The sequence below is a fragment of the Pseudomonas sp. BIGb0278 genome, assembly GCF_024809895.1.
Taxonomy (GTDB): domain Bacteria; phylum Pseudomonadota; class Gammaproteobacteria; order Pseudomonadales; family Pseudomonadaceae; genus Aquipseudomonas; species Aquipseudomonas shirazensis.
On the sequence record NZ_JANUEL010000001.1, the window covers coordinates 972,787 to 985,488 of the forward strand.

The 12,702-nt window shown below is 60.6% G+C and carries 8 protein-coding genes; 5 read left to right on the plus strand and 3 right to left on the minus strand.

What is annotated here, in order from left to right:
* Window positions 1-122: 122 nt before the first annotated feature.
* The 3 genes from M2396_RS04530 to M2396_RS04540 form a co-directional block, all read right to left on the minus strand.
* Window positions 123-305 carry a hypothetical protein gene (locus tag M2396_RS04530; protein ID WP_259073402.1) on the minus strand — a complete coding sequence of 61 codons (183 nt, stop codon included), beginning with the start codon at window positions 303-305 and terminating at the stop codon, window positions 123-125.
* 22 nt (window positions 306-327) lie between these two features.
* Window positions 328-2,496 (minus strand): methyl-accepting chemotaxis protein, encoded by a 2,169-nt coding sequence (locus M2396_RS04535; protein WP_259073404.1) that lies wholly within the window; start codon window positions 2,494-2,496, stop codon window positions 328-330.
* 289 nt (window positions 2,497-2,785) lie between these two features.
* A complete protein-coding gene (locus M2396_RS04540; protein ID WP_259073406.1) occupies window positions 2,786-3,700 on the minus strand; it encodes a LysR family transcriptional regulator in 915 nt (304 codons plus the stop codon).
* Window positions 3,701-3,912: 212 nt separating this feature from the next.
* On the opposite strand from M2396_RS04540, the gene M2396_RS04545 reads away from it, so the two are divergent.
* The 5 genes from M2396_RS04545 to pgm all read left to right on the plus strand — a co-directional run bounded on the left by M2396_RS04545 (window position 3,913) and on the right by pgm (window position 12,515).
* Window positions 3,913-4,935: a zinc-dependent alcohol dehydrogenase family protein gene (locus tag M2396_RS04545; RefSeq protein ID WP_259073409.1), complete on the plus strand. Its 1,023-nt coding sequence runs from the start codon at window positions 3,913-3,915 to the stop codon at window positions 4,933-4,935.
* Window positions 4,936-5,445: 510 nt separating this feature from the next.
* The gene (locus M2396_RS04550; RefSeq protein ID WP_259073412.1) at window positions 5,446-6,855 is read left to right on the plus strand and encodes a hypothetical protein; all 1,410 of its coding nucleotides are present in this window, start codon (window positions 5,446-5,448) and stop codon (window positions 6,853-6,855) included.
* Between the two features lie 25 nt (window positions 6,856-6,880).
* Entirely contained in the window at window positions 6,881-8,533 is a 1,653-nt protein-coding gene (locus M2396_RS04555; RefSeq protein ID WP_259073415.1) for a VRR-NUC domain-containing protein, read from the plus strand.
* Entirely contained in the window at window positions 8,530-10,791 is a 2,262-nt protein-coding gene (locus M2396_RS04560) for an ATP-dependent DNA helicase (RefSeq protein ID WP_259073417.1), read from the plus strand. The genes M2396_RS04555 and M2396_RS04560 overlap by 4 nt, the downstream gene beginning before the upstream one ends.
* A gap of 86 nt (window positions 10,792-10,877) precedes the next feature.
* Entirely contained in the window at window positions 10,878-12,515 is a 1,638-nt protein-coding gene (gene pgm, locus M2396_RS04565; RefSeq protein ID WP_259073419.1) for a phosphoglucomutase (alpha-D-glucose-1,6-bisphosphate-dependent), read from the plus strand.
* The last annotated feature ends 187 nt before the right edge of the window (window positions 12,516-12,702 follow it).

Here is a 12,702-nt window from a genome sequence, read left to right on the forward strand (position 1 = left end):
CTGGCGCATGGCGAAGGAACATCCTTTGGTCTTCTCATTATGTTCGCGCGAAGCGGAGGACGCTCTGTGGCCCTTCACGGCAGTGCGCGATGGCAGTCAGCAACAGCGCGCGAACTCTACACCTAAATAAGAAGGATTTGCACCTGCACGATGATAATGGTTATTGATAACTCGTTGCTGCAAGCTATGGCCTTTTCATGCTCCGAAGCTTGGATGCTGCCTGACAAGAGATTGCCGGCCACGGCGTCGTGATCGTTGATCATCTGATTGACCATGGCCGGACACATCAATGGGGTGCGCTGCATTGCTGGCGCCCTTGCGGCGTTATCAAGCAGCCGCCACCTGTCCGCTGCTGATGCTGCTCACTTCAAACTGCCCCACCAGTTTTTGCAGTTTGTTGGCATTGAGCCGCACGGTCTCGGCACTGCCTTGCAACACCACTACCGTCTCACGCATCTGCGCCGAAGAGTGGTCGACCTGTTTTATTGTCTTGCCGTAGTCAAGGCTGCGCTTGTTCAACTGCTGAATGACCGCAAACATGCTTTCCACCGCTTGATGCAACTGCACGTTTTCCGAGGACGCATCTTCGGCCAGGCGCAAGCTGTTATCGACGTCCTTGACGCCTTCCTTCATGAAGCTGACGGCGGTTTGTGTTTCATTCTGCAAGCCCTCGACCATCTGCCGAATATCATCGGCAGCCCGAGAGGTACGTGAGGCGAGGCTACGTACCTCATCGGCAACCACGGCAAAACCTCGCCCATGTTCGCCTGCGCGCGCGGCTTCGATGGCAGCATTGAGTGCCAGCAGGTTCGTCTGGTTGGTGATGTCACTGATCAGCCCGGTAATGTTGCCGATTTGCGTCATGCGGCTGTCGAGTAACTGCACGCTTGCGGAAGAGCGCTCGACCACATCCCGAATCGACTGGGTGCCTGTCTGCACCGCGAGAAACTGCTCGCGAGCACGGGTTACGACTTCGTCCATCGCCTGTTTCATTTGTTCGGCACTGGCAGAGGCTTGTTGAATTTCACCCAGTTGCTCTTCAACGATGATCATCATGCAATGCACCGCTTCGGCCACCTCGGCCGAGGTGATGCCGGCTTCCTGGCTGCGCCCCAGCATCATCTGATTGGTGGCGCCGACGGTGCGACTGGCCTTCACTACCTGGCCGACCACCGAGTCCAGATTATCGATGAAGCTGTTGATCCAACGCCCCATGTCGCCGGTCTCGTCGTTGGCCATTCGCGCGGTGTCCAGACGCTGACGAAGGTTGCCCTCGCCCTCGGCAATGGTCCTGATCACGCCTGTCATCTCGCTCAACCGTTGCGCAAGCCGTTTAGGCCCCAACAGGCTGAACAACGCAGCGGCGCAGACCATGCCCAAAACCTCCAGGGCATCGATCATGCCCTGTGTGAGGCCGCTGTAATGTTGAATCGTGTAATTGCAGGCAAAGAGCCCTGTCATGGTTGCGAGATAAGGTTTCATCAGGCCATAACTGAGTGAGCGTCGACGGTAAACTTCCTCCAGATCGGCCTCGCACATCATTCCCCAGCGATCAGGTGAGCCTGGCAGTTGGAACGTAACTCCCTTGCCCACCACCGGGATGTGCCGATAGTCCGAATAACCGGGATACGTCACGAACAGATTGGAGCCCATGCGGATTGTTTCGCGCACACCTGGGTGCAACTCTTGGGTCGCCGGGTCGGTGAAGCGCAGTTCCAACTCAGTGTGCCGTTGAATCTGCACGGTCTTGTAGGGCGTGCGTACGCCACTTTTCAGATTGTCTGCGTGGGTAAACGTGCCGTCCTCGAAACGTGAACGCGACAACGCGGTTCCCGCTGCGACCGCAGGATCGAAACGTGATTGCGCCATGAACAGATAATTGTCGCCCGACTCGGCATAGATGTGCCCGGCCTCACGTTGAATAAGATCGCCCAAGACATCGTTTGGCACGCGACCGCAGAGGCAGCCGAGAACTTTTCCATCGGCCATCAATGGCTGATAAAACATCAACGTGACTTCATCGTGAAAGCGTGAAGTCGATGGACCGATCTGCAACGTCAATGGATCGATGTAGGGACCATGTAGAAACGGTGCTTTCAACCCTTCGGCCAATGCGCGGGTGTTCTCAAGCTTATTGTTGCCGCGTCCGCTCCAGGTGGAGGTGATGACCTTGCCGTCGACACCCACAACAAACAGCTCGGAAAAATCTTCGGCTTGGCTGAGCTTGTCCATCAGCGCACGCCTGTCGGTATGGGCAATATCACGACCGAGCGTTTCCGCCAGTTCCGCGAGGTGATCCCATTGCTCACGGGTCCAGTTGTGTAGCAACTGCACGCGGGTTTGTGCAATAGCTTCAAAGGTTTGTTCGATCACAGGATAAGCCGACTTATTAAGCCGGCATGACCACCCCATCGCAATCTTTCCTGTTTTGCCGAACCAGGGTAGCCAGTTCTTTTCGCTAGAGGATAACTGCATGAATTTACTTGAAAGCGACATTTGCCTCTCCAACCGCGACACTCGGATGGCAAATTGATAGCAAATAGCAAGCCAGGTCGTAAGCACCCTACCAATTACCTTAATCGTAGGGTCGTCTGCGGTCGGCAGCGTTGCGCGCGCTTGAGCCTATGAGCCTGGGTGCTTCAACGTGGTGCGCAGGAGCTCTGCATGCACTGAAAAACGCTGGTTGAGTGTAGGGGGGCTGTTGCAAGCGTGCTCCACTTGCTACCGATTACGACCGTGCTGCAAAATCGAAATCGCACGCTACCTGAATCCCCCGTGATTTCAGTCACAAGCTGTCCGGATCCCCAAAAAACATCTGTATCCGCGACCTCAACCACCGCTCTGCCGGGTCATTATCCTGCGCTCCACGCCAAGCCATGTGCAGCTCAAAGCTCTGCACCTCAATCGGCAGATCCTCCGCCCGCAACCCACCGCCTGCGGTCAGCACTGCGGCGGTGTAATCCGGCACCGTAGCGACGATATCGGTCCCGCCCAGCAAGCTCCCAAGTCCATTGAACTGCGGCACCGCCAGCACCACATGGCGCTTGCGGCCAATCTCATCCAGCGCTTCATCGATGAACCCGGACAGGTCGCCAGAGAACGACACCAACGCGTGCGGGCGAGCGCAGAAGTCGTCCAGGGTGATGCTGCCGGGCATGCTGTCGGCGCGCAGCAGCTTGGGCTTGCTGCGGCGCAGCACCTTGCGCTTGGCATTGGCCGGGAGGTCGTTGGTGTAGCTCACCCCTACCGAAATTTCGCCGGAGCCGAGCAGGGTCGGCATCAGCAGGTAGTTGACCCGGCGCACCACCAAGACGATGCCTGGCGCCTCGGCGCGGATGCGTTTGAGCAGTTGCGGCAGCAGGGCGAATTCGGCGTCGTCGGACAAACCAATGCGAAACACCGAGGTGCTGGTAGCCGGGTCGAACTCGGCGGCGCGGCTGACGGCGGTGGAGATCGAGTCGAGCGCGGGCGAGAGCAGGGCGAAGATTTCCTGAGCACGCGCCGAGGGCTCCATGCTGCGGCCGGTACGCACGAACAACGGGTCGTCGAACAGATTGCGCAGGCGCGACAGCGCGGCGCTGATCGCGGGCTGGCCGAGGAACAGCTTCTCGGCGGCGCGGGTCACGCTGCGTTCGTGCATGAGGGTCTCGAACACGATCAGCAGGTTGAGGTCTACACGACGCAGGTCGTTACGGTTCATCGATGCGCTTAGCCTATCGCCAGAGGTGGGCAGGGGTGAATCTTACGGCCAAAGGCTGTTACCCTGCACCGATTTCCGGGAGCCAATCTGCGATTTTGCAGGGTGCCCAATCAATGACAGGCATGTCGACTATTAATCGCCACTGATGGTCTAACGGTGAAAGCCCGGATAAAGTTCGTGGTAATACGAGATTCACACAGGCGAGGTATGCGATGTCCCGCATGATCCGATTCCACTCCTTCGGCGCCGCCGATGTGCTCCGCATCGAGGAGCAGGGCGCGCCGTCGCCCGCTGCCGGCGAGCTGCAGATCCGCGTCGAAGCGATTGGCGTCAGCTGGTATGACGTACTCTGGCGGCAGAACCTGGCACCGTCCAAGGCGCGCTTGCCAGCCGGCATCGGCCATGAAATGGCCGGTGTGGTCACCGCTGTAGGCGCTGGCGTCGACGATATAGCCGTTGGTGATCGGGTAGCGAGCTTCCCGGCCACCAGCGCCAATGATCATCCGGTGTACGGTGACGTTATCGTCTTGCCGCGCACGGCGATCACCCGCTACCCGGATATTCTCTCTCCGGTCGAAGCGAGCGTGCATTACACGCCGCTGCTGATCGCCTACTTCGCCTACGTTGATCTGGCGCGGGCCAAGGCCGGCCAGACCGCGCTGGTCACTGATGCCAGCCACTGCGCCGGGCCGGCATTTGTCCAGCTGGGCAAGGCGCTGGGCTTGAAGGTGTTTGCTGCAACCAAGGACCCGGAACAGCGCGAATACCTCTTGGGCCTGGGCGCTGACAAGGTCATCGTCACCGAGGAGCAGGATCTGCTCATGCAGATCGGCAAGTACACCGATGGGCGCGGCGTGGACATGGTCCTCGACGGCCTGGGTGGGCCGCAGATGTCGCTGTTGGGCGATGTTCTGGCGCCGCGTGGCAGTCTGGTGCTGTATGGCCTGCAAGGTGGCAACCAGACGCCGTTCCCAGCGTGCGCGGCGTTTCAGAAGAACATCCAGTTCTACGTGCACTGCATCGGCAACTTCATCGGCAAGCCGGAGCTGGGTATCAGCCAGGACCAGGTCGCCTTGCAGCGTGCGCTACGCGATATCAACCAGTTCACGGCTGACCAGTTGCTGACGCCGCAGATCATCAAGGTGTATCCGTTCAGTCAGGTGGTCGAGGCTCATCGCTACATGGACGAGTGCCCATGCGGTGGCCGGGTGGTGCTGGACATGGGCCAGGTTTGAAACCTGCTGCCGCCAGGCTGGCGGTAATCAGTCCCACCTTTGAGAGGGCCGCATTGCGGCCCTTTTTCGTTGTTGATTGCGGCTAATTCCGTATCAAAGCGTTACTTCGGATAAATCCTACACGCTTTAAGTAAATATCCTACAGCTTACCCTGTCGCTGAAACTTCTCCGTCTAATTTACGATTGAGCTGCTTGATTGTTGTGCTTGCTTGCTGATGGTTTTCTCGTTAATTCTTGGATGAAGCGTTTATTCCTAGAACTGTGGCGTTAATCGCCCAGGACGAACTCATCAGCTTGCAAGGCTCACAGGACTCGCCGCAGTCGCAGGCGCTCAGGTGCTGGTCCGGAAGAGGGGCGAGCGAGCACGTGTGTCTAGAAGGTGTGTAGCTCAGCAACTAAATCATGGTTTCGCAATTGCTTGTGGGAAATTTCCCAAAAGTTTATCGACATATTGAGATTGCCCATACTTGGTAGTTCGAGGATGAGTGGTCTGAAACAGGGAGTGCCGTCATGAGCAATATCCATGAACAAGCGTTGGAATATGTCTACACGCAAGTGCTTGATCACTTGATGGGGCATATGTCGCAAGCACTGCGCGCTTCGATGCAGCTGCTGATTCAACGGCTGATGGTCGCAGCGGGAGGGGTTGACTGTCTTGGCCAGTTTCAACTGCTGGTGATTCACGGCGCAGACCGTGACAGCGCTTTGTTGCTGAGCACGCTGCGCGCAGCTCAGCTGACCATCGCCCAGCGTGCGCCGCAGACGTTCAGGCTGAAAGTGCTGGTTGCCTCGCTGCCGGCGGCCAGCGAGGCCGTGTTGGACTATCACGAGCGGTGTTTCAGCACCTTGTTTCTGCAGGACGATCCGCGCGTGGAGTTGCTGATGATCCAGGGCCAGCACCTGGTGCCCTTCAGCCGCAGGCCGCAAACACAGCACGCGGACTGGATACCGACCCGCGATGCGTTATTGCTGTTTGGTCATCTCAATGGCGGCGCGGCGGAGGCGCTGTTTGGCAGCCGCCTGCATTTGCAGATGGCCAGCGCGTGTAACCAGGTGCTGAGCGATGCGCAAGGCATACTGGCACTGATCACCATGCTGTCGCCCCGCCAGCGGTATCGCTACCTGGCGTGGTGCCGGCGTTGTTTGCGCCTGGCTGACGAGCCCGGCTTGCACCCGCTCTCGCTGGACATCGCCTACCTGATCAGGGCGCTGGCCTGGCTGCATGACGTTGTCGCTACGCCGTCGCAAGCTGCGCTTGGGCCTACCGATAGCAGCGATGGTGCGTCCTTGCAGGTGATCGCAGTTGGCGACCTGCTCGATCAAAAGCCGGCAGACCTTGAGTTCGAGCGGCTGTTGAAAGCGCCCCTCGTCGCGGCTGAGTGTTTGCCACCGCTGGCGGTGTGCTTTGAGGTGGATGCCTTGATCCAGCTTCGCCAGTTGCGCGAGCGCATTGTCCAGCGTCGGGTCAAGGGCGCAAACCTGCGGCTGGGCCTTAAACCACGCACAGAACAGGCCGCCGACGAAATGTCGCAAGCGCGTCTGATGCAGGTGCTGGAACTGACCGAGAAGCAGTTGATCTGTTTGCTGCATGCCCCATTTGCCGGTCACGGTGCTGGCCTGGTGAGCTTTATCGAGTGCTATCACCCGGGGATGCTGGTGGCCATGCCCTACCTGCATCGGGCCCTGCTGGGCAAAACATGCCCCGATGGCGTCCTGCATTGGCTGGTCGAGGCAAGCGGCTTGAGCCTGGTGCAGTTGCGTGCGGTATATGGGCGGCAGGTGGGGCAGCCCGCCAGGCGCATGCTGGAGTACCTGGCCCGACGCGACATGGCCCTGTGCTTGCTGCGCAGTGCCGATGAGCTGACGACCACTGATCCGGAGTGCTTGCCAGGATCAGCTGTCTGTATGTATAACCAGTAGCTGTCCCGGCTGCCTGACCCGTATCGTGATTGCCCATTCCGTCGAAGACCCGCTCTACTACCTGCATAATTTTCGCCAGGTGCTGGGGTGGGTCGCCCAGCGTTACCACGATCTGCTCGATGAGTCCGAGCAGGCTTTTCTGATTGCGTTCGAGCGCCTGCCGCAGCCCGCCCAGGCGCTGCTGGTACGTATGGTGATGCGCAAAGGTGAGCTGTTTCGCACTGACAAGCTGACCTATGCCGAGATTGGTGATGCCCACTCAGCCCTGCGACCGCTGGGGGAGCTGGGCTGGATCTGCGAGCGCGCGCCACTGACGATCGAGCAGTTGTTTGCCTTGCTGCGCAAAGACGAACTGGCAGAGTGCTTTGCCGCGCAGTTGGTCAGGCCACGGGCAGCCAAGGCTGATCTGCTGCTGCAGCTGCAAGCCCTGCAGCTGGAGCCAAGGCCTCTGGCCCAATGGTTCGCCGGCTTTGACGTGAAGGTCATCCACTGGCGATTGCAGCCGCTGTGTGATCGGTTGCGCCTGCTGTTTTTTGGCAACCTCTACCAGGATTGGTCGGACTTCGTGCTCGCCGATACCGGCGTGCTGCGCTTTGAAAAAGTCCCTTTCAGTGATGACTCGCGCGCCCTGCGCAAACGTGCCGAAGTCGACCTGGCCATGGCCCTGCATCACTGCGCCGAGCGCCTGGAGCAGGGCGAGGCGCCGGCAACCTTGCTGGCGGAACTCGACGGCCTGCACAGTGACAACCCCTGGCTGGCGCGGCGGCGCTCGCGGTTGTTGTTCAGCGTTGGTCAGCATTGCGAACGCCTGGCCGAATGGCAGCTGGCATTGGCGGTCTACGAGCAGAGCCGGCACCCTGAGGCACGTATTCGCCAGGTGCGTGTGCACGAGCGCAGCGAGCAGTGGAGCAGCGCGTACAGGCTTGCTGAGCAGATGGCCAGTGCGCCTGCCAACCCGCTCGAAACACAGGCCCTGGCGCGCATGCTGCCGCGCCTGGCACGCAAGCTCGGCGGGCCACCGACGCCGCGGCGGCGGGTTGGCGCGGTTACCCTCCTCGAACTCGAACTGCCCGCCGAGATGGCTGCGCTGGGTGTCGAGCGGGCCGTGCAGGAGCACCTGGCACAGGAGGGTGGCTCGGTGCACTACGTCGAGAACACCTTGTTCAACAGCTTGTTCGGGCTGCTGTGCTGGGAGCCGATCTTCGCGCCCGTGACCGGGGCGTTTTTTCACCCGTTTCAGAGCGCGCCGCAGGACTTGCATGACGCTGACTTTCGCGAGCGCCGCAGCGCGCTGTTCGACAGCTGCCTTGGGCGGCTCGATGATGCCAGCCATGGCGAGTTGATCCGCGCGTGTTATCAGGCCAAATATGGCCTGCAGTCGCCGTTCGTGTTCTGGTCGATGCTGCCCACGGAGCTGCTTGAACTGGCCCTGAGCTGCCTGCCGGCAATGCATCTGAAACAGTGCTTCCTGCGCTTGCTGCAGGACATCCGCAACAACCGCACAGGCATGCCTGACCTGATTCAGTTCTGGCCGGAGCAGGGCAGCTATCGCATGATCGAGGTCAAAGGACCGGGCGATCGGCTCCAGGACAATCAGCTGCGCTGGATCGAATTCTGCCGCGAACACGGCCTGCCGGTTACCGTCTGCCATGTGCGTTGGGCGGCTGCCCAGGCATGAGTTATACCGTCGCCGTGCGCGCCTTGTGCGAATTCAGCGCCAAGGTCGGCGACCTCGACCTGCGCTTTACCCCATCACCCACTGCGCAGGAGGGTATCGCCGGCCATCGCCGGGTAGTGGCACGCCGCGAGGTGGGTTATGAAGCTGAAGTCAGCCTGCAAGGCCAATACCTCAGCCTGCAGGTGCGTGGCCGCGCCGATGGTTATGATCCGGCGCGCAACCGCCTCGAAGAAATCAAGACCCACCGCGGTGATCTGGCGCGCCAGCCTGCCAACCATCGCCAGTTGCATTGGGCGCAGGCCAAGGTCTACGGCTGGTTGCTGTGCCAGGCGCGGCAGTTGCCCAGCATCGACATAGCGCTGGTGTATCTGGATGTCGACAGCGACCGTCAGACGCTGATCAGCGAGCACTACAGCGCAGCAGATCTGCAGCTGTTTTTCGAGGTTCAATGCCAACGCTTTCTTGCCTGGGCCCAGGCACAGGAGCAACGTTTGCAAGCGCGCGACCAGGGCTTGCAGGCAATGAGTTTCCCCTACCCGCAGTTTCGCCAGGGCCAGCGCCAGTTGGCCGAGACACTGTACAAGGCCGTTAGCACCGGTCGCTGTCTGATGGCTCAGGCCAGTACCGGCATCGGCAAGACACTCGGCACGTTGTTTCCCTTGCTCAAGGCGGTGGTGCCGCAGCAGCTCGACAAAGTGTTCTTCCTGACCGCCAAGACCCCGGGGCGGGCACTGGCCCTGGATGCACTGCGCCAGCTCACCGCCGCCAGCCCGCAGCCGGCTCTGCGCAGCCTTGAGCTGATCGCGCGGGACAAGGCCTGTGAATATCCAGGCAACGCCTGCCATGGCGAGTCGTGCCCACTGGCCAAAGGCTTTTACGATCGCCTGGCGGCTGCCCGCGAGGCCGCTGGCGCTGTGCTGCTGCTGGATCGCGAAGCGTTGCGCGAGGTCGCGCTGGCGCATCAGGTGTGCCCTTATTATCTGGGTCAGGAGATGGCGCGCTGGGCTGACGTGGTCGTGGCGGACTACAACTATTACTTTGATGCCCACGCATTACTGTTTGGCCTCGCGCAGCTCAATCAGTGGCGCGTGGCAGTGCTGGTGGACGAAGCACACAACCTGGTCGAGCGTGGTCGGGCGATGTACAGCGCCAGTTTCGATCAGGGCCAGTTGCTGACACTTCGGCAAAGCAAACCGCAAGGGCTGAGCAGCGCGCTGGATCGGCTCAACCGCCAATGGAATGCCCTGCATAAAGACCAGCGTGTCCCGTATCAAGCCGGCGAGCGCCTGCCAGAAGCCTTTATCGGGGCGTTGCAGCAATGTGTTGGCTTGATCCAGGAGCAGCTCAACCAATCGCCTCTGGGCATTGATCCGCTGCTGCTGCAGTTTTTTTTCCAGGCCCTGCAGTTCACGCGCATTGCCGAGCTGTTCGACGAGCACTTTCTGTTTGATGTCAGCGTGCGTAATGGCCCGCGTAACAGACGCCTGAGCACGCTGTGCCTGCGTAATGTGGTCCCGGCCCGCCTGCTTGGGCCGCGCATGAGCGCTGCGCGCAGTGTCACGTTGTTTTCTGCCACGCTCAGCCCTCGGCATTACTATGCCGATCTGCTTGGGATGCCGGCCGACACGGCCTGGCTCGATGTTGCCGCGCCGTTCCAGGCCGAGCAATTGCAGGTACGCATCATCAGTCAGGTGTCGACGCGTTACCGCGAACGGCAGGCGTCACTGGCGCCTATCGTCGAGCTGATCGCCGAGCAGTACCGCAGCAAGCCTGGCAACTACCTGGCCTTTTTCAGCAGCTTCGAGTACTTGCAACAGGTGGCCGCACTGCTTGCCGAGCGCTATCCGCAGTTGCCGCGCTGGGAGCAGGCCAGCGGCATGGACGAAGCTGCGCGCGAAGCGTTTCTGGCGCGCTTTGTCCCGGATGGCGAGGGCATTGGTTTTGCGGTGCTTGGCGGCGCATTCGGAGAGGGCGTCGACCTGCCGGGAACCCGCTTGATCGGCGCATTTGTTGCCACGCTGGGTTTGCCACAGGTCAACTCGATTAATGAGCAGTTCAAGCAACGCCTGGGCCGGCAGTTCGGCGCCGGCTTTGACTACGCCTATCTGTACCCCGGCGTACGCAAGGTAATCCAGGCCGCAGGGCGGGTCATTCGTGGCGATCAGGACCGCGGCGTGTTGCTGTTGATCGACGAGCGCTTCGCTGAAACACGTGTTCAGCAGATGTTTCCCAAATGGTGGCAGATAGCTAGCGAATAATCCCCGCAGGCCCCATCGCACGGCATTGCAACTCCCAGTACACTGCGTGTTCCAACACTCACATTCGTTGAACTCGAGGTTTTTGCATGACGCTCAGTCCTTTGGCAGGCAAGCCGGCTCCGGCCAGTGTGCTGGTCGATATTCCCCGCCTGTTGACCGCCTATTACACCGGCCGCCCTGATGCGTCCGTGGCAGCCCAGCGCGTGGCCTTCGGCACCTCGGGGCATCGCGGTACGTCGCTGGAGTTGAGCTTCAACGAGGCGCATGTGCTGGCGATCACCCAGGCCATCTGCCTGTACCGTGCGCAGCAAGGCATCGACGGGCCGCTGTTCATCGGTGCCGATACCCATGCGCTGTCCGCGCCGGCGGCCGCCAGCGCGCTGGAAGTGCTGGCCGCCAACGGCGTGCAGGTGATGCTGTCCAAGGACGATGAATACACGCCAACGCCTGCGGTGTCGCACGCAATCCTTTGCTACAACCGCGGCCGCCAGAGCGGCATGGCAGATGGCATTGTCATCACGCCGTCGCACAATCCACCGCAGAGCGGTGGCTTCAAGTACAACCCGCCCAATGGCGGGCCGGCCGACAGCGACGTGACCAAGTGGGTCGAGGCCAAGGCCAACGAACTGCTTGGCGCAGATCTGGCTGGGGTAAAGCGCATGGACTATGCGCAAGCGCTGCAAGCGCCGACTACCCAGCGTCACGACTACTTGGGCAATTACGTCGCCGACCTGGAAAACGTGATCGATTTCGAGGTAATCCGCTCGGCCAACCTGCGTCTGGGCGTCGATCCGCTGGGCGGTGCCGGGGTACGTTACTGGCAGGCGATTGCCGACCACTACCAATTGAACCTGGAAGTGGTCAACACCGAGGTCGACCCGACCTTCCGCTTCATGTGCGTCGACTGGGACGGGCAGATCCGCATGGACCCGTCCTCGCCTTACGCCATGCAGGGCCTGATCGGCCTGCGCGACCGCTTCGATGTGGCCTTTGCCTGCGATCCTGATCACGACCGCCACGGCATCGTCACCGCCGATGGCCTGTTGCAACCCAACAACTATCTGGCCGTGACCATCGACTACCTGTTCCGCAACCGCCCGCAATGGCGCAGCGATGCTGCAGTGGGCAAAACCGTGGTCAGCAGTGGTTTGATTGACCGCGTGACTGCAGCGCTTGGCCGCACCCTTTACGAAGTGCCAGTCGGTTTCAAGTACTTTGCTGCGGGCCTGTTCGACGGCTCGCTAGGCTTTGGCGGCGAAGAAAGTGCCGGCGCCTCGTTCCTGCGTCGCGACGGATCGGTCTGGGCCACGGACAAGGACGGGCTTATTCCAGCCTTGCTTGCCGCGGAGATGACTGCCCGCACCGGACGTAACCCGAGCCAGATCTATGCCGACCTCACTGCGAAGCTGGGCAAGCCCTACGCAACCCGAGTCGAGGCCAAGGCCGATCCACGGCAGAAAGCCCTGCTGAGCAAGCTGGCGCCCGAGCAGGTGACGTCGACTGAACTGGCGGGCGAGCCAATCGAGCAGATCCTCAGCCACGCGCCGGGTAACGCTCAGGCGATCGGCGGGCTCAAGGTGATGACGGCCAATGGCTGGTTTGCCGCGCGGCCGTCGGGCACCGAAGACATCTACAAGATCTACGCCGAAAGCTTTATCGACGAGGCGCACTTGCAGCGCCTGGTCAAGGAGGCTCAGGTGCTGGTGGATGCAGCTATCGCCTGATAAGCGAGCTGAGTTGAATATCGAAAGCAAAGAAGGGGCCTTGTGCCCCTTTTTTGTGGGAGAGCCTTGCGGCCTTCAGAGATAAGGCATTGCCGCCAATCATCGGCAATTTACATAGCCCCCTAATCAAGGCTTTGACATTCACTGCCTAAGCAGTAATATTTGCACACACATTTGTCTGAGCTGG